A 16,992-nucleotide genomic window follows, 5' to 3' on the forward strand; every position below is an offset into this window, starting at 1 on the left:
TCGTTCGGGTGGCCGGAACACCGCCTACGCTGGGGGCATGAATACCTTGCGTGACCGGGTGGCCGGACTGCCGGAGTGGGATCGCTGTGCGGTGATGGGCGTGGTCAACGTCACGCCCGATTCGTTCTCCGACGGCGGCGCGTGGTTCGACCCCGAGCTGGCCGTCAAACACGGCCTGGACCTGGTGGCGCAGGGGGCCGACCTGATCGACGTCGGCGGCGAGTCGACCCGGCCGGGTGCCGCGCGGGTCGACGAGGCCGAGGAGCTGCGCCGCGTCATACCCGTCGTCCGGGAGCTGGCCGCGGCGGGCGCGGTGGTCTCCGTCGACACCATGCGCGCCAGTGTCGCGGAGCAGGCGGTGGCGGCCGGTGCGCGGCTGGTCAACGACGTCAGCGCGGGCGCCGCGGACCCGGCGATGATCCCCGCGGTGGCCGCGGCGGGGACGCCGTTCGTGGTGATGCACTGGCGTGGCCAGTCCATCGACATGAACAACCGCGCGGTCTACGCGGACGTCGTCGGCGAGGTCGTCGACGAGCTGGCCCGCGGCATGGAGCGGGCGGTGGCCGGCGGCATCGCCCCGGAGCGCATCGTCATCGACCCGGGCCTGGGATTCGCCAAGGAGGCGGCGCACGACCTGGCGCTGGTCGCGCACCTGCCCCGGCTGCGGGCGCTGGGCCGTCCGCTGCTGGTGGCCGCTTCACGGAAACGGTTCCTGGGCAGGGTGCTGGCGGGCGGCGAGGGCGCGGCCCCGCCGCCCGCGCGGGAGCGGGACGCGGCGACGGCGGCGGTATCGGCGCTGGTGGCGCGGGAGGGCGCCTGGGCCGTGCGGGTGCACGAGGTACGGGCGAGCGCGGACGCGGTACGGGTCGCCCGCGCGCTGGAGACCGCGGCGGATGACACACAGGACGACGCGACGGGAGCGGCGTGAGCGGGTTGGGCCCACGGACCGACATCGAGCTGGTCGAGCAGGCGAACACGGAGCTGTACGAGGCCGTGGAGCGCGGTGACCACGAGGCGCTGTCCGCGCTCTGGCTGGACGGACAGGTCAGCGTGGTGCACCCGGGGTGGCCGGTGCTGCGCGGCCGCGGCGAGGTGCTCCGTTCGTACGCGCTGATCATGGCGAACACCGAGTACATCCAGTTCTTCCTCACCGACGTCGAGATCGATGTGATGGGAGACACCGCGCTGGTCACCTGCACCGAGAACATCCTCAGCGGCGGTCCGGCCGAGGACGACGGTTCGGTGGGGCCGCTCATCGGCCAGCTGGTCGTGGCGACCAATGTTTTCCGGCGTACGGAGGAGGGCTGGCGGGTGTGGTCGCACCACGGTTCGCCGGTGCTGACGGACGGCGAGGATGACGGGGACGACGACGGCCCGGCTGGTCCCGGCGAGGTCGCGGGCGGCGTCTGACGTGCGCTTTTCCGGTCGCCACGCCCGGCGGCCGGTGCGGTCCGGGGCGTACGGCGTTCGGGGGACGGCGTCAGCGGCCGGGGTCAGCGGGGCAGACGGCGGGCACCCGTTCGAGCCAAGTGCGGTGCGGGTAGGGGTGGGGTGTGCGGTCAGGGGTAAGAGGCCGCGCGGGCGGTCGCACAACCGTCCCGGGCCCGGTTCGCAGGGCCGGTTCCTAGCAGCAGCGACGGGCCTTGTCCATAGCCCCCATGGGCAAGCGTTGTCGGTGCTCGCAGGTAGATTCGACAACAGGCGATGTGCCGGAGGCGTTCGGTGCGGGTCCGGAATCCGACGAGCAGGGGCGCCGCAGGTGCCAGACCGGTGGGAGTGATTCGCGTGGATCGTGTCGCGCTGCGTGGGCTGAAGGCCCGTGGGCACCACGGGGTGTTCCCCCGCGAACGCGAGGAGGGCCAGACCTTCCTCGTCGACCTGGTGATGGGCCTGGACACCCGCCCGGCGGCGGCGACCGACGACCTCGCCAAGACCGTCCATTACGGCGTGGTGGCCGAGGAGGTGGTGGCGATCGTCGAGGGCGATCCGGTCGACCTCATCGAGACCCTCGCGGAGCGGATCGCCACCCAGTGCCTGAAGCACGAGGGGGTGCAGGAGGTGGAGGTCGTGGTGCACAAGCCGGACGCCCCGATCACCGTCCCCTTCGACGACGTGACCATTACCATCACCCGGAGCCGAGTATGAAGACCAGCAGCGACCCGACCGTCCAGCCGGTGCCCGCCTCCGTCGTCGAGCAGGTGGACGCGGCCGATGTGACGCTCTCCAACCCCAAACGCGCCGTCATCTCCCTCGGCAGCAATCTCGGCAACCGCCTGGAGACCCTCCAGGGCGCGATCGACGCGCTGGAGGACACCCCCGGCCTGCGGGTCAAGGCCGTCTCGCCGGTGTACGAGACCGAGCCGTGGGGCGTCGACCCGGACTCGCAGCCCGCGTACTTCAACGCCGTCGTGCTGATCAAGACGACGCTGCCCCCGTCGTCCCTGCTGGAGCGCGGCCACGCCATCGAGGAAGCCTTCGAGCGGGTGCGGGACGAGCGGTGGGGCCCGCGCACCATCGACGTCGACATCCTCGCCTACCAGGACGTCGTCTCCGACGACCCGCGGCTGACGCTGCCGCATCCGCGCGCCCATGAGCGGGCCTTCGTGCTGGTGCCGTGGCACGACGTCGACCCGTCCGCGGAGGTCCCCGGGCGCGGTCCGGTCGCCGAGCTGCTGGCCGGGGTCGGCAGCGAGGGCGTCGCGCTCCGCGCCGACCTGGAACTGCGGCTGCCCGAGTAATCGATAGGCTTGCGGGTCCGCGCGGACCGCGCGGACGGTGACGGTCCGGCCTTCCTGCGCGCCGGTGGGCGGTGGGAGGCCGTGCGGCGGGTCCGCCGTCGGCGTGGTTGCGTAGGACGTGAGCGTCGCGGTGCGGCGGGACGGATCGAACGGGACGGCCATGACGGCGCGAGGAGCGAATGCCCGGTGAAGCAGCTACGTATCAAGGTGCTGGTCGGGCTGTTCGTGGTGGCCGGGGTGCTGGCGTGGGCCGGTGCCCGGCTGTGGGACAGCCTCGGGAGCCTGCCGAGTGTCCCGGTGGCCGCGCCGATCGTGCTGGCGCTGATCGCCGCACTGCTGGGCTCGGCCGCCTTCTCGTTCCGCGCGCGGCTGCGCGCCCAGCGTGAGCGGCGCCCCGGCGCCAAGGGCGTGGAGCCGTTGCTCGCCGCCCGCGTACTGATCTTCGGGCAGGCCAGCGCCCTCGTCGCGGCGCTGGTCGCCGGGCTCTACGGCGGCGTCGGTGTCTTCCTGCTGACCGCCGGCCTCGACTCCGGCCCCCGCCGCGACCAGACGATCTACGCCGGACTGTCGGTCCTGGCGGGCGCCGCCGTGGTCGCCGCGGCCCTCTTCCTGGAACGCGTCTGCAAGCTGCCGGAGGACGAGGACATGGACGGGCCGGGGCCCACGTCGGTGTGAGTGCCGGGGCCGGTCGCCTCGCGGCGTCCCGTATCGCCCCCTCCCGTCCCCCCGGCCCGCGCTACCCGGTGCGCGGGCCTTCCGCGTGGCCGGGTGCGGGTGATCAGGCGCCCGGAACGGTGTCCAGGACGACCGCCTCGCGGGTGGTCCGGACCGTGTCGGCGGTGGTCGCGCGGCGCAGCGCGGCGTGCAGCCCGCCGGGGGTGAGGACGCCCGCGTAGCGCCCCTCGTCGAGGACGGCTATCCACCCGGCGTCGTGGCCCAGCAGCGCCCCGAACGCCTCCCGCAGCGGCGCGCCCACCGGCAGCGTGGCGTCCATGGGGCGGGCGTGGTCGCCGACGGTGCCGTCCGGGCCGCCGTCGGTGAGCGCGGCGGCGGGCACCCAGCCGTACGGTGTCGCGTCGCCGTCCAGGACGACCGCCCAGGAGGCGCCGTCGGCGGCCAGCGCGGCGGCGGCGCGGCCGGCCGGGTCGTCGAGACGGACGACCGGCCGCTCCTCCAGATCACCGGGTTCGACGGGCGTGACCGAGAGCCGCTTGATACCGCGGTCCGCGCCGACGAACTCGGCGACGTACGGGGTCGCGGGCGCGCCGAGGACGGCCGCGGGGGTGTCGAACTGCTCGATGCGGCCGTGCCCGTAGACGGCGATGCGGTCGCCGAGGCGGATCGCTTCCTCGATGTCGTGGGTGACGAAGAGGACGGTTTTGCGGAGGGTGCGCTGGAGGTGGCGGAATTCGGTTTGGAGGTGTTCGCGGATGACGGGGTCGACGGCGCCGAAGGGTTCGTCCATGAGGAGGACGGGTGGGTCGGCGGCGAGGGCGCGGGCGACGCCGACGCGTTGGCGTTGGCCTCCGGAGAGCTGGTCGGGGTAGCGGTGTCCGTAGACGGTGGGGTCGAGGCCGACGAGGTCGAGGAGTTCCGCCGCCCGCGCCCGGGCCTTCTTCCGCGGGGTGCCCAACAGGTGGGGAACGGTCGCGGTGTTGTCCAGGACGGTCTTGTGCGGGAAGAGCCCGGTCTGCTGGATGACGTAGCCGATGCGGCGTCGTAGCTCCACGGGGTCGGTGTCCGCGATGTCCTCGCCGTCGACGCGGATGGTCCCCGCGGTCGGGTCGATGAGCCGGTTGACCATCTTCATCGTGGTGGTCTTGCCGCAGCCCGACGGGCCGACGAGGGTGACGAGTTCGCCCTCCGCGACCTCGAAGGAGAGGTCGTCGACGGCGGTCGTCCCGTCCGGGTAGCGCTTGGTGACGTGCTCGAAGCGGATCATGCTTTCCCTCGTTGTGGACGGTCCCATTGTGGGCAGAAGCGCGTGAACGCCGTGTGGCGGACGCATGGCGGGCCGGGCCGGATGTCAGTGGTGGGGGATAGGGTCGCAGACAGTCACCGAAAATGTGAGCGACAGGGCGGGGGAGGTGGCGACGGATGAGCGTGCCGTGGAGCGTGACGGCGGCCGCCTGGCCGTCCGGGCAGGTGCCGGCGGATCCGGGCGGTTCCTGGGTACCGCAGGCCGCGGGGCCGGGCGGCTCCGACTGCCTGGTGGCCAACGACTGGATCTGCGGCGCCTATCTGCGCACCCGCAGCCATGAGTTGCTGGACGCCACCGTGCAGCACATCGGCATCACGGTGGCCTCCGTGGTCCTCGGGCTGCTGATCGCCTTTCCGCTGGCGCTGCTCGCCCGGCGGCGCCGCGCGGTCGCGGGCGCGGTGCTGGGGCTGACGACGGTGCTCTACACCATCCCGTCACTGGCGATGTTCGCGCTGCTGACCCCGGTCTTCGGGGTCTCCGTCGCGGTCGTCGTCACGGGCCTGGTCCTGTACTCCCTGACGATCCTGGTCCGCAACATCCTCACCGGGCTCGACGCGGTGCCCGCCGAGGTCCGCGAGGCGGCCCGCGGGATGGGATACGGCCCGGTCCGGATGTTGTTCGGAGTGGAACTCCCGCTGGCACTCCCGGCACTGGTCGCCGGGATACGGATCGCGACGGTCTCGACGGTCGCGATGACGACGATCGGTTCCGTCGTCGGCTTCGGCGGCCTGGGGAACCTCATCGCCAGCGGTCTGGAGGGCTTCTTCAAGGCCGAGGTGCTGACCGCCTCGGTGCTCTGCGTCCTGCTGGCCGTCGCGGCGGACCTGCTGCTGATGACGGTGCAACGGCTGCTGACGCCGTGGACCCGGCCGCGGGCCGGGGCCCGGCCGGGCGGTCGGCGTGCCCCGGCGACGAAGGCGGTGGCCTGACGATGGACGTGCTCACGGGTGCCTGGCAGTGGCTGACGACGGCCGCCAACTGGGCGGGCGGGAAGGGCGTCTGGCACCGGCTGGCCGAGCATGTGCAGATCAGCGCGGTGTGCCTGGCGCTCTCCTGCCTGGTGGCGCTGCCGGTGGCGCTCTGGCTGGGCCATATCGGCAAGGGCGGGGCGCTGGCGGTCAACCTCTCCAACGTCGGGCGGGCGGTGCCGACGTTCGCGGTGCTGGTGCTGCTGACGCTCGGTCCGCTCGGCAGTCAGGGGGAGTGGCCCACGGTCCTCGCGCTGGTGCTGTTCGCGATACCGCCGCTGCTGACCAACGCCTACCTCGGGATACGCGAGGCCGACCGGGACGCCGTCGAGGCGGCCCGCGGCATGGGCATGTCCGGCCCGCAACTCCTGCTGCACGTCGAACTCCCCCTCGCCTACCCGCTGCTGATGACCGGGCTGCGGTCCGCGGCCGTCCAGATCGTCGCGACGGCCACGCTGGCCGCGATGGCAGGCGGTGGCGGGCTCGGCCGCATCATCACCGCGGGCTTCGGCAACTACGACACCGCGCAGGTCGTCGCCGGGGCCGTCCTGGTGGCCGCGCTGGCGCTGGCTGTCGAGGGCGTCATGGTCGCCGTCGACCGGCTCTGCGACCCGATGCGCGGACGCCGCCGGGCCGCCCGGTCCGGCCGCGGGTCACGAGCCCGGCGCGGCGAGCGGGATGACCACGCGATGGCGGTCGGCGGCGCGGCCTGACGCGCCCACCCGCAGGGCAGATCCGAACCGGCAGATCCGAACCGGCAGATCCGAACCGGCAGATCCGAACCAGACGAAGTGAAGGATGGGTCCATGAGCAGCACATCGCGTGGGGCGCGGACCGCGCTCGCCGCGGGCACGGTGGTAGCGCTGGCGGCGGCTCTGGCCGCCTGCGGTGGCCAGAGCCTGGAGGACAAGGGAGCGGCGCACGGAAAGGGCGGCGGCAAGGGCGAAATCGTCGTCGGCTCGGCCGCTTTCACCGAGTCGAAGGTGCTCGCGCAGATGTATTCCAAGCTCCTGGGAGCCGCCGGATACGACGCCCGCATCCAGACGCTCGACAATCGCGAACTGTATGAACCGGCCCTGGAGAAGGGCCAGATCGACGTCGTCCCCGAATATGCCTCCACGCTCGCCGAATTCCTCAACGCGAAGACGAACGGCGCTAAGGCGAAGCCCGTCGCCTCCGGTGACATCGGCACGACCGTCACGGCGCTGAAGAAGCTCGCCGCCCCGCGCGGGCTCAAGGTGCTCCCGGCGGGCGCCGCCGCAGATCAGAACGGTTTCGCGGTCACCGCCGAATTTGCCGCGAAGCACAAGCTGAAGACCCTCTCCGACCTCGGCGCGTCCGGGCAGAAGGTCACGCTCGCCGCCGGTGAGGAGTGCGAGACCAGGCCGTTCTGCAAGCCGGGGCTGGAGAAGACGTACGACATATCCGTCGCCGGTATCGATCCGAAGGGCGTGGGCTCCCCGTCGTCCAAACAGGCCGTCAAGGAAGGTACCGATCAGGTGGTTCTGACCACGACGACGGACGCCACCCTCGACAACTTCGGGCTGGTCCTCCTCACCGACGACAAGAAGCTGCAGAACGCCGACAATGTGCTGCCCGTCGTGAATGCCAAAAGCGCAGGTGACAAGGGAATCGAGGCGGCGCTCGACAAGCTCACACAGGTCCTCACCACCAAAGATCTGATCAACTTGAACCGTAAGGTCGACGCCGAGCGGCTCAAGCCCGAGGAGGTCGCGCAGACTTACCTGGAGGCCAAGGGTCTGCTGAAGAAGTAACCACCGGGAAACGGATTGGTGGGCGGGGCCCCATCGGCCCCGGGCGCACGGTAAGTTTCTGGCCATGCCACGAGGACGCCACCGCCATTCACCACCCCTCCACCGGCTGCTTCCTCCCTCCTCGGTCGCCGGAGCGTCGATCGTCTGCGCCGCCGGAACATGGTTCGTCGGCGACGACCTGGTGCAGCGGGTGCTCGCCGCCGGGGCCGCGGGTGCCGCGGTCACCGGCGCGGTGCTGCTGCGCGCCTGGGACCGCAAGGCCGGCAAGCGCGTCGCCGAGCTGGGCCGCGCCCGCGTCCGCGATGAGTGGCGCACCGAGGAGCGGATCGCCGAACTCGAGTCGGACGCCGAGGAGTCCCGCGAGATCCGCGCCGCCCTGGACACCAAGCTCCGCGCCAAGCGCGCCGAGCTGGCCCGACTGCGCACCGAACACGCGGATCTGCTGCGCCGCTACGCCACCTCCGAGACCGAGCGGGCCGGTGCCCTGGAGCACCGCCGGCAGCTCGCCATAGAGGCGACGGCACCCGCCGCGGCGCTGCCCGCGCCCGCCGGAGCCCCGGCACCGGAGCGCACCGAGGCGGACGCCGCCCCGGCAGCCCCGGGCGGGGTGCCCCGTCAGGACGCGGCGGCGCGCCCCGGATCCGGTGGCCCGGCCGCGCAGCAGCGCCCCGCCCCGGCCACGTTCGCGCAGGCCGACGAGGCGCTCCGGCAGCTGGCCCGGAACGCCGCCCGGCAGCGTGGTGCCCGTCCGGAGAACGCCGGCGGTGACCGCCCGCGTGGTGCCCGTCCGGAGAACCCAGGTGGCGACCGCCCGCGCGGCAGGCACGCGGCCCCCGCCGCCGGACCCGAGGCAACTCCGCCCGCCGGGCCGCCGCTGCGGCCCGTCCCGGCGGCCGCAGCGGCCGTCGCCCCGCCCGCCGCGCCCCGCCCCACGGCCTCCCGCGAGATCGGCGGCTTCGACTTCTTCGGCAACGCGGCGCCTCCGGCGCTGCCCGCGCCCATGGAGGAGGACCTGGCCGACGTCGTCGGCGACGAGGCCATAGCCGAGCAGACCGTCCGCGCCACCGCCCGGCTGCGGCCGGCGGAGCCGGAGAACGGGGCACAGGCAGGGGCGGCCGAGGCCGCTCCGCAGGCTGCCGCCGCTGAGGCCGAGGCCGACGCGGGAGCCGCCGCTTCCGAGGCCGAGGCCGAGGTCCCGGCTCCGGCCTCCGCCCCCGACGACGCTCAGGGCGCGGACCCCGAGGGCACGGCCACCGACGGCGCGGCCCCGGAAGCCACGGCGTCGGAAGCCACTGCCCCGGAAGGCACGGCCCCCGACGGCACGGCTCCCGAAGGCGCAGCCGAGACGGGCGCCGCAGGTCAGGACGGTCCCGAGAAGGACGGCGTAGGCGAGGTCATCGACCTCACCGCCCACGACGACACGGAACAGCTCGACCTGGCCGGTCTCCGCACCGTCATCTCGTAGCCCGAGCCCGAGCCCGTAAACCACCGCATCGGCCCCTCCCCGAATCCCCGGGGAGGGGCCGATGCCGTACGCGCCGATCCGCTCGCCGGCCTACTTGTCGATGTCCCCGACCACGAAGAACAGCGAGCCCAGGATCGCCACCATGTCCGCGACCAGCGTGCCCGGGAGGAGTTCCGTCAGGGCCTGGATGTTGTTGTACGACGCGGAGCGCAGCTTCAGGCGGTACGGGGTCTTCTCGCCCTTGGAGACGAGGTAGTAACCGTTGATGCCGAGCGGGTTCTCCGTCCACGCGTACGTCGCGCCCTCGGGGGCCTTCAGCACCTTCGGCAGCCGCTGGTTGATCGGGCCGGGCGGCAGCTCCGCGAGGCGGTCCAGGCAGGCGTCGGCGAGGTCGAGGGAGTTGTGGCTCTGGTCCAGCAGGCATTCGAAGCGGGCCAGGCAGTCGCCCTCCTCCCGCGTGACGACCCGCAGCGTGTCCCGCAGCTCCCCGTAGGCGAGGTACGGCTCGTCGCGCCGCAGGTCGAAGTCGACGCCGGACGCCCGCGCGATCGGCCCGGACACCCCGTACGCGTGCACCGCCTCCTGCGACAGGACACCGATGCCGCGGGTGCGGCCGCGGAAGATCTCGTTGCCCAGCACCAGATCGTCGAAGACGCCCATCCGCGAACGGACCTGTGCGACGGTGTGCCGGGCGCGGCCCAGCCAGCCCGCGGGCAGGTCCTCCTTCAGGCCGCCGACGCGGTTGAACATGTAGTGCATCCGGCCGCCGGAGACCTCCTCCATGACCGTCTGCAATTCTTCCCGCTCCCGGAAGGCGTAGAAGACCGGCGTGATGCCGCCGAGCTCCAGCGGGTACGAGCCGAGGAACATCAGGTGGTTGAGGACGCGGTTCAGCTCCGCCAGCAGCGTCCGCGTCCACACGGCCCGCTCGGGGACCTCCATGCCGAGCATCCGCTCGACACCGAGGACGACGCCCAGCTCGTTGGAGAACGCGGACAGCCAGTCGTGGCGGTTGGCGAGCATGATGATCTGGCGGTAGTCGCGCGCCTCGAACAGCTTCTCCGCGCCCCGGTGCATATAGCCGATCACCGGCTCCGCGTGCCGGATCCGCTCGCCGTCCAGCACCAGACGCAACCGCAGCACGCCGTGCGTGGAGGGGTGTTGCGGGCCGATGTTCAGCACCATGTCGGTGCTCTCCGCCGCGCCGCCGATGCCGACCGTCGTCTCCGTCATGGGAACAGTCTCGCGCACGCCACGGGGCGGCCGGAAACCCCCTCCGCGCGGGCCGGGCCCCCGGGGCGCCCCCTTCCCGTACCGCTCACGCCCCCGGACGCAGCAGTTCCGCGCAGTCCGGGCCGACCGGCTCGACCAGCCAGCCGAAGCCGCCGAGACCCGCCGGGTCGGTCAGCTCCGCGGCGGCACCCGCGGCCGACAGGGCCCGTACGTACCCGGCGGGATCGGTGGACGCGAGCGCGAGCGGCGGGCGGCGGCCCGTCACGCCCAGGGAGCGCAGGGCGGCCCGCTGGGACAGCAGGCGGCCCGTCGGCCCGGCGCACGCGTCGAGCGCCACATGGGCGGTCACATCGGCCGTGCCGTCCGCGACCGGCGGGACCTCGCGGCCCGCCCGGAAACCGGTGAGCGTGCCGAACGGCGGGCGGTCCGCCCGCGTGTGCGCGTAGTCGGCGGCGACCGCCAGCCCGGCGCGCAGCGAACGGACCGCCCGCGTCCACGCCGCGTCCCGGGGCCGCCCGATCTCGCCGCGCGTCCCGGGGGCGGGCGGCGGCACCTCCGGCGGACGCCGCGTCTCCGGGGCGAGCGTCGGCCACCACCGGGCGAGCCAGTCGGCGTCCGGCCCGTCGACCGGCTCACCCGGCCGCTCCGTACCGTCCGCCCGGACCAGCACCCGGCGCACCACACCGTCCCCGTCCGCCGCCACGACATCGACGGGGATGTTGTCCAGCCACTCGTTCGCGAAGAGCAGCCCGACGGCCGAGCCCGGCTCCGGCAACCGCGCCGACCAGCGGATCCGCGCGTCGAGACCGGCCGGGCGGGCGGCCCGCTCCACGGCGTACGGGCGGAGCCGCGCCAGCAGATCGGGGTCCGCGTCCGATGCGGCGAGCACCCCGGTCAGCAGCTCGCCGCGCCCGGCGCCCACATCGATGAGCGCCAGCTCGTCCGGGTGCCCGAGCGCGGCGTCCACGTCCCGCAGCAGCCGCGCGACCGCCCCGGCGAACAGCGGCGAGGCATGCACCGATGTACGGAAATGACCCGCGGGGCCGGGGCCGCCGGGCCGGGTGTAGAAACCGTCGGGCCCGTACAGGGCCGCCTCCGCCGCGTCCCGCCAGCCACACCACTCGCTCGTCACGGGGCCACGGTACGGGGCGCCGCACGGTGCGCGGACGGGGCCGGGGCGGCACGGGGCACGGTGCGGACGGGGCCGGGGGCCGGGCGTGAGGCCGAGGGGAAGCGGCGTCGGGGCGGCGCGTGCGCCGGGGGCCGCGCGACCCGGGGCCGGTTCGCCCTCCTCCCCGTCCACGCGCCGTCTCCACCTTCCGGAGTAGGGCCGTCCGGCAGGATCGCTCCTCCGGTTGACCCCTCCGCCCGCACGCCCTGCCTACGCTGGGTGACGTGCAGCGTCTCTACGACTTCTTCCGCCGACACCCCACGGGGGTGGACACCTTCTGGGCGGTCCTCCTCCTGGCGTTCAACGGTCTGTGGGTCGTGTCGCCGCACGAGGGCACGTCGGACCTCACCGCCGCCCTCGTCACCTTCGGCTTCTGCGCCGTCATCGCGCTGCGCCGCAAATGGCCCGAGCGGATGCTGCTGCTGACCGTCCTCATCGGTCTCTTCCAGCTGATCTTCCACGTGGGTTTCAACCCGGGCGATTTCGCGATGCTCGTGATCGTCTACACCGTCGCCTCCGGCACCACCCGCTGGGCGTCCCGGCTCGCGCTGACCGGCGCCTGCCTCGCACCCAGCCTCTTCCTGATGCGCTTCGGCGAACCCACTCCCCAGCGGTCCCTCTGGGCGACGGCGTTCGTCACCGTGCTGCTCACCGTCCCCTTCGTCCTGGCCTGGGTGCTCGGCGACTCCGTCCGCACCCGGCGCGCCTACTGGGCGCAGCTCCAGGAGAAGGCGGACCGGCTGGAGAAGGAACGCGAGGCGCAGGCCCGGATCGCCGTCGCCGCCGAACGCGCCCGCATCGCCCGCGAACTCCACGACGTCGTCGCCCACAACGTCTCCGTCATGGTCGTCCAGGCCGACGGCGCCGCCTATGTCCTCGACAGCGCGCCCGACCAGACCCGGCAGGCGCTGGAGACCATCTCCGGCACCGGACGGCAGGCCCTGGCCGAGATGCGGCGGCTGCTCGGCGTGCTGCGCACCGGCGAACAGCCCGAGGGCGGCGAGTACGTCCCGCAGCCCGGTGTGGAGCAGCTCACCGACCTCATCGACCAGGTGCGCGGCGCGGGACTGCCGGTCGACTTCCGGGTCGACGGCACGCCGCGGACGCTGCCCAGCGGCGTCGCACTCACCGCGTACCGCATCGTGCAGGAAGCCCTCACCAACACCCGCAAGCACGGCGGCCCGGACGTGGGCGCCACGGTCCGCCTCACCTACGGGGACGCCGAACTGGAACTCCTCATCGAGGACGACGGCCGCGGCGCGCAGCGCGAACTGTACGAGGAGGGCGGCGCCGACGGCCTCGGCCACGGCCTCATCGGCATGCGCGAACGGGTCGGCATGGTCGGCGGCAGCCTGGAGGCGGGCCCGCGCGACGGCGGCGGGTTCCGCATCGACGCGGTGCTGCCGCTGCGGCCCGAACGGTGAGGGCCGTGGGCGGATTCCGGCGGTGAGGTCCGGCGGTGAGGTCCGTCGGTGGGGTCCTTCGGTGGGTTCTCCCAGTGCGTTCTGTGGGTGGGGTCCGTCGGTGGTTCTCCTTGCGTGTCCCCCGTGTCCCCCGTGTCCCCCGTGTTCCTCGTGTTCCTCGTGTTCCCTGCGTTCCCTGCGTTCCGTGGGTTCCGTGGGTTTCGTGCGTTCCGCGAGTGGGGTCCGTCGGGCCCGTCTCCGCCCGCGGCGTGGTTCCATTCGTCTCGTCCGTCCCGACTGTCTCCCGCGCCCCGGGGGCTGCCGTTCCGCATCCGAAGGGAACCCCCTGCCATGACCATCCGCGTGATGCTCGTCGACGATCAGGCGCTGCTGCGCACCGGATTCCGGATGGTGCTGGCGGCGCAGCCCGATATGGAGGTCGTCGCCGAGGCGGGGAACGGTGTGGAGGCGCTGGAGGTGCTGCGCGCCACGAAGGTCGACGTGATCCTCATGGACGTCCGGATGCCGCATCTGGACGGCGTCGAGGCGACGCGGCGGATCTGCGGTGACGGCCGCGCCGAGAACGCGCCGAAGGTGCTGATCCTGACCACCTTCGACCTCGACGAGTACGCGTTCTCCGCGCTCAAGGCCGGGGCCAGCGGCTTCATGCTCAAGGACGTGCCGCCGGGCGAACTGCTCACCGCGATCCGCGCCGTGCACAGCGGCGACGCGGTCGTCGCGCCCTCGACCACCCGTCGGCTGCTGGACCGGTTCACGCCGATGCTGCCCGCCACCAACGCCGAGCCGACCCGCCCCGAACTGGGCCGTCTGACGGAGCGCGAGCGGGAGGTCCTGCTGTTGGTCGCCCAGGGCCTGTCGAACGGTGAGATCGCGGCGCGGCTGGTGCTCTCCGAGGCCACCGTCAAGACCCATGTCGGCCGCATCCTCACCAAGCTGAGCCTCCGCGACCGCGTCCAGGCGGTGGTCCTCGCGTACGAGTCGGGGCTGGTGCGGGCGGGGGGCGGGGGGCCGGTGGGGTGAGTTGTCCGCCGGGCGGGGCGGGCCGTCGCCGTTGTCCTCGGGCCGTGGCGGGGTGGGCCGTTGCCCTCGCCCTCGGGCCGTGGTGGTGCGGACCGTTGCTCTTGTCTTCGGGCCGTGGTGGGGCCCTCGCTTCCGGGCGGCGTGCCGGATGGCCTGTTCCGGGCGGATTTCGGCCCGTGCGCCGGGCGGGTTTCCGGTCGTGCTCCGGGCGGGTGATCTTGGCGGCCCGGGCGACGGCGCCCCGCGCGATGCCTTGACGGGGACACGTAAACGAGAGCAGATTGGGCCCGCTCGATAAGGAAACTTTCCTCATCGAAGGGTTCCCCAGTGCGGACAAGAAACCTTGCTCTCGCCACCGTCGCCGGCGCCGCGCTGCTCACCGCGGCCGCCCTGCCGGCCTCCGCCCAGGCCACCGCGCCCGCCGTCGCCACGGTCCACCCCGTACAGGAAGGCAGCGTCAGCGCCGCCGACCTGCTGGCCAAACTCAAGGACTGCGGTCAGATCTCCAACGGCAAGTACCGCACCGATGAGGAGACCTCCGCCACGGTCCCCGTCTGCGGCAAGAACGGCGCGGTCTTCTGGAAGGCCGACATGGACATCGACTGCGACGGCCAGATCACCGACCAGTGCAACGAAAAGACCGACCCCTGGTTCCAGGGCGACACCCGGTTCCACCAGTCGGACGACAAACCGCTCAACGCCGCCGAGCTGCCGTTCGTCGTCGTGCCCAGCTCCAGCAGCATCTGGGACTACACCAAGGACGGCATCAAGGGCGGCGGCGTCGTCGCCGTCATCTACAACAACCAGGTCGAATACGCCGTCGTCGGGGACACCGGCCCCGACAAGATCATCGGCGAGGCGTCCTACGCGACCGCCAAGAGCCTGGGCATAGACCCCGACCCGGAGACCGGCGGAGCCGACTCCGGCGTCACCTACATCCTCTTCAAGAACTCCCAGGCATCGCCCATCGAGAGCCATGGTGACGCGGTCAGCCGGGGGGACGAACTGGCCAAGAAGTTCCTGCAGGAGAACTGAGGGGTGGCTCGGGGCGGGCGAGGGCCCGGGGGGGGGCTCCCCCTCCCCCTCCCCCTCCCCCTCCCCCCACCCCTCCCTCCTCCCCACCCCCTACCGCAGGACCCCCTCCAGGAAGTCGCTGCCGAGGCGTGCGACCACCTGGAGGTCCAGTTGGTGCAGCACGTAGCGGCCGCGGCGCCGGGTCTGGATGAGCCCGGCCTTTTTGAGCGCCGCGATGTGCCGGGACACCTCGGGCGCTGTGATGCCGAACGCGTTCGCCAGCTCCCCGGTCGTGTGCGGCCCGCGCGACAGTGACCGGCACAGCTTCATCCGCATCGGGTGCGCCAGCGCGTCGAGACGTTGTTGGACGAGTTCCAGCGTGGCCGGTGCGGGCAACTCGGGGCTCGCCACCGGGTACTGGAGCACCGGCCGCCAGCCCGGCGCATGGCCGAGCAGCAGGTGGGGCCAGCCGAACGATGTCGGGATGAGCGTCAGCCCCGGGTCGTCGGCGTCCTCGAACGCCGTGGTGCGGCCCCCGGCGAGCTTGTCGACGAGGATGCGTTCGCTGCCGCCCGGCACGCTCTCCAGGGCGAGCGCGGTCGAGGTGGCGGGCAGGGTCTCGGCGAGGCCCTTGCGCCGTAGCAGCTCCGTCTTGTGCCGGGCGTCGGCGGCGAGTGGGATACCTACGCGTCGCCAGATGTCTCCGAAGAACGCCTCCTCACAGTCTTCGAACAGTCTCCTGAGCCATATCCGCAGCCCGTCCGGGTCGGTGAGCATGCGGTCGGTGAACGCGGCCTGCCGCGGGCCGCGGGCCGCTGCCATCTCCCGTACGCGGGCGCGTTCCTCCGCGTCCACGAGGGGCGACGGTGTGCAGCGGGCGTACGTGGAGGAGCATGTGATCTCGAAGGCGGCGGCCACGAACCGTTCGTCGTCGATCGTGTCCATCGCATCGAGGTCGTCGGCCAGCGTCGCTCCCGGGCGGGCCGGCAGCAGCAGGTCCGAACGGGCGGACCGCCACAGGAAGTCCGCCTCGCACAGCCGGTCGGCGAGGTCGGTCTTCAGCCCGGACGAGGTCGCCGTGACCCAGCCGTGCAGCCCCGGGTGGTGGCCCGGTTCGGACAGCGCGTGCAGCGCGGCGCCCAGCTCCGCGAGCGGCGACGGCGAGAAGACGATGCGCTCGGGCGGGAGCCCGGTGATGTCGATGACGTTGGCCATGCCCTCATCATGCGTCCGCCCGGGACCTGCGGGAACGTCGTTTGACCGCTTCCGTCAATCGACGCGCGCCGACGCCTGGGGCCGCCCCACAGTGAGGCCATGAACGCCAACCAGCAGCACCTTCTCGACGCCTACCGTGCCGCACAGCGGGGCGAGGCCCCGCCCGTCCAGCCGGGCACCGACACCGTCCGCACCGTCCGCGAGGTTCTCCTGTGGAGACGGTTCACCTCCGTCGTCACGGCTCCCGCCGATCGCTTCTCGGCCCGCGTCCTGCGCGCCGTCCGGAGCCTGGGGGCGTCCCTTCTGCACCCCCGTCCGCTCCACCGCGACCCGTCCGCCTCCGACACCGCCGTTCGGCCCGCCGCCGGGCACCCGGTCCGCTCCGGGCGACGTACCGAGGCCGCCGCCCGACGCCGCGCGGCCTCCCCGTGCGGCTAGGGTCTGTCGTTTGGATCATTGAGCGGTTCTCAGAGCCTCGCTATCGGCACCAGCGCGCAGTGGTGCTCTGGCCGGGCGCTCTTCAAATGAGGGAGTGGCCAGAGCCCGGCCGGAGCAGGTGCATTAGACGGTTGCGGCCAGCCAGCCGATGGTTTCGGTGGTGTGCTTGCCGTCGCTCTTGGTGGCGCCGGCGTACACCTCGTTCATGCGAATGAGGAAGCCCGTGTTGGTGACGTCATGGATTCGGATGCCTGGCGTCTCCGGCCCGTTGAAGGTCTGGGTCAGTGGGAGGACAACGACGCTGGAGCCAGGCGGGAACGGGCTGGGGAAAGTGACGCGCGTGAAGGTCGAGGTGTTACCGCCGCTCGTCTCGATCGCGTTGTCGGACTTCAGATCGATCTTTCCGGTCTGAACAAAGCTCATCGTCGACTTCCTCCGTCTTTGCTCTAGATTGCTTGGCCGTCCTCGACGGCCGACGGAAGACTTGTCACGAGATCGCCCCGGTATGCCGAAGCCCTTCAAACGAGTGATCGTCTTTTGGACAACGGGA

The 16,992-nt window shown here is 72.6% G+C and carries 18 protein-coding genes; 13 read left to right on the forward strand and 5 right to left on the reverse strand.

From position 1 onward, the window contains the following. Window positions 1–37 precede the first annotated feature (37 nt). The 5 genes from folP (at window position 38) to OG422_RS17535 (ending at window position 3,413) form a co-directional block, all read left to right on the forward strand. The gene (gene folP, locus OG422_RS17515) at window positions 38–928 is read left to right on the forward strand and encodes a dihydropteroate synthase (protein WP_143941026.1); all 891 of its coding nucleotides are present in this window, start codon (window positions 38–40) and stop codon (window positions 926–928) included. 5 nt (window positions 929–933) lie between these two features. Further along, a complete protein-coding gene (locus OG422_RS17520) occupies window positions 934–1,410 on the forward strand; it encodes a nuclear transport factor 2 family protein (RefSeq protein WP_143941040.1) in 477 nt (158 codons plus the stop codon). Between the two features lie 375 nt (window positions 1,411–1,785). Further along, window positions 1,786–2,145: a dihydroneopterin aldolase gene (folB, locus tag OG422_RS17525; RefSeq protein ID WP_143941027.1), complete on the forward strand. Its 360-nt coding sequence runs from the start codon at window positions 1,786–1,788 to the stop codon at window positions 2,143–2,145. After that, on the forward strand, window positions 2,142–2,738 hold the full coding sequence (gene folK / locus OG422_RS17530; protein WP_143941028.1) for a 2-amino-4-hydroxy-6-hydroxymethyldihydropteridine diphosphokinase: 597 nt from the start codon (window positions 2,142–2,144) through the stop codon (window positions 2,736–2,738). The genes folB and folK overlap by 4 nt, the downstream gene beginning before the upstream one ends. 186 nt (window positions 2,739–2,924) lie before the next feature. Beyond that, window positions 2,925–3,413, forward strand: a complete 489-nt coding sequence (locus OG422_RS17535) for a DUF3180 domain-containing protein (protein ID WP_143941029.1) — start codon at window positions 2,925–2,927, stop codon at window positions 3,411–3,413. 103 nt (window positions 3,414–3,516) lie between these two features. Here the strand turns inward: OG422_RS17535 and OG422_RS17540 are convergent, their stop codons facing one another. Next, window positions 3,517–4,680: an ABC transporter ATP-binding protein gene (locus OG422_RS17540; RefSeq protein WP_143941030.1), complete on the reverse strand. Its 1,164-nt coding sequence runs from the start codon at window positions 4,678–4,680 to the stop codon at window positions 3,517–3,519. 155 nt (window positions 4,681–4,835) lie between these two features. Between OG422_RS17540 and OG422_RS17545 the strand changes: the two genes are divergently transcribed. From OG422_RS17545 to OG422_RS17560, 4 genes are all read left to right on the forward strand, one after another. Then, the gene (locus OG422_RS17545) at window positions 4,836–5,648 is read left to right on the forward strand and encodes an ABC transporter permease (protein ID WP_405743641.1); all 813 of its coding nucleotides are present in this window, start codon (window positions 4,836–4,838) and stop codon (window positions 5,646–5,648) included. A gap of 2 nt (window positions 5,649–5,650) precedes the next feature. After that, window positions 5,651–6,400, forward strand: a complete 750-nt coding sequence (locus OG422_RS17550; RefSeq protein ID WP_405743642.1) for an ABC transporter permease — start codon at window positions 5,651–5,653, stop codon at window positions 6,398–6,400. Window positions 6,401–6,493: 93 nt separating this feature from the next. Then, complete coding sequence (locus OG422_RS17555) at window positions 6,494–7,462, forward strand: ABC transporter substrate-binding protein (protein ID WP_405743643.1); 969 nt, start codon at window positions 6,494–6,496, stop codon at window positions 7,460–7,462. A 64-nt stretch (window positions 7,463–7,526) separates the two neighbouring features. Continuing rightward, window positions 7,527–8,927, forward strand: a complete 1,401-nt coding sequence (locus OG422_RS17560) for a hypothetical protein (RefSeq protein ID WP_405743644.1) — start codon at window positions 7,527–7,529, stop codon at window positions 8,925–8,927. A 90-nt stretch (window positions 8,928–9,017) separates the two neighbouring features. On the opposite strand, the gene OG422_RS17565 is transcribed toward OG422_RS17560, so the two are convergent. Continuing rightward, on the reverse strand, window positions 9,018–10,160 hold the full coding sequence (locus OG422_RS17565) for an NADH-quinone oxidoreductase subunit D (protein WP_143941035.1): 1,143 nt from the start codon (window positions 10,158–10,160) through the stop codon (window positions 9,018–9,020). Window positions 10,161–10,245: 85 nt separating this feature from the next. Further along, a complete protein-coding gene (locus tag OG422_RS17570; RefSeq protein WP_405743645.1) occupies window positions 10,246–11,292 on the reverse strand; it encodes an SAM-dependent methyltransferase in 1,047 nt (348 codons plus the stop codon). Window positions 11,293–11,555: 263 nt separating this feature from the next. Between OG422_RS17570 and OG422_RS17575 the strand changes: the two genes are divergently transcribed. The 3 genes from OG422_RS17575 (at window position 11,556) to OG422_RS17585 (ending at window position 14,810) form a co-directional block, all read left to right on the forward strand. After that, a complete protein-coding gene (locus OG422_RS17575) occupies window positions 11,556–12,755 on the forward strand; it encodes a sensor histidine kinase (RefSeq protein WP_405743646.1) in 1,200 nt (399 codons plus the stop codon). Between the two features lie 330 nt (window positions 12,756–13,085). Further along, window positions 13,086–13,775 (forward strand): response regulator transcription factor, encoded by a 690-nt coding sequence (locus OG422_RS17580; RefSeq protein WP_143945294.1) that lies wholly within the window; start codon window positions 13,086–13,088, stop codon window positions 13,773–13,775. Between the two features lie 327 nt (window positions 13,776–14,102). Further along, window positions 14,103–14,810 (forward strand): glycoside hydrolase family 75 protein, encoded by a 708-nt coding sequence (locus tag OG422_RS17585; RefSeq protein ID WP_405743647.1) that lies wholly within the window; start codon window positions 14,103–14,105, stop codon window positions 14,808–14,810. A gap of 90 nt (window positions 14,811–14,900) precedes the next feature. Here the strand turns inward: OG422_RS17585 and OG422_RS17590 are convergent, their stop codons facing one another. Then, window positions 14,901–16,004 carry a DUF5937 family protein gene (locus OG422_RS17590; RefSeq protein ID WP_143944497.1) on the reverse strand — a complete coding sequence of 368 codons (1,104 nt, stop codon included), beginning with the start codon at window positions 16,002–16,004 and terminating at the stop codon, window positions 14,901–14,903. 99 nt (window positions 16,005–16,103) lie between these two features. On the opposite strand from OG422_RS17590, the gene OG422_RS17595 reads away from it, so the two are divergent. Then, window positions 16,104–16,442, forward strand: coding sequence for a hypothetical protein (locus OG422_RS17595; RefSeq protein ID WP_405743648.1), 339 nt, complete (start codon window positions 16,104–16,106; stop codon window positions 16,440–16,442). Window positions 16,443–16,565: 123 nt separating this feature from the next. Here the strand turns inward: OG422_RS17595 and OG422_RS17600 are convergent, their stop codons facing one another. Then, window positions 16,566–16,865 (reverse strand): hypothetical protein, encoded by a 300-nt coding sequence (locus OG422_RS17600; protein WP_405743649.1) that lies wholly within the window; start codon window positions 16,863–16,865, stop codon window positions 16,566–16,568. Between the last annotated feature and the right edge of the window lie 127 nt (window positions 16,866–16,992).

The organism is Streptomyces sp. NBC_01525 (assembly GCF_045040405.1).
Taxonomy (GTDB): Bacteria; Actinomycetota; Actinomycetes; order Streptomycetales; family Streptomycetaceae; genus Streptomyces; species Streptomyces benahoarensis.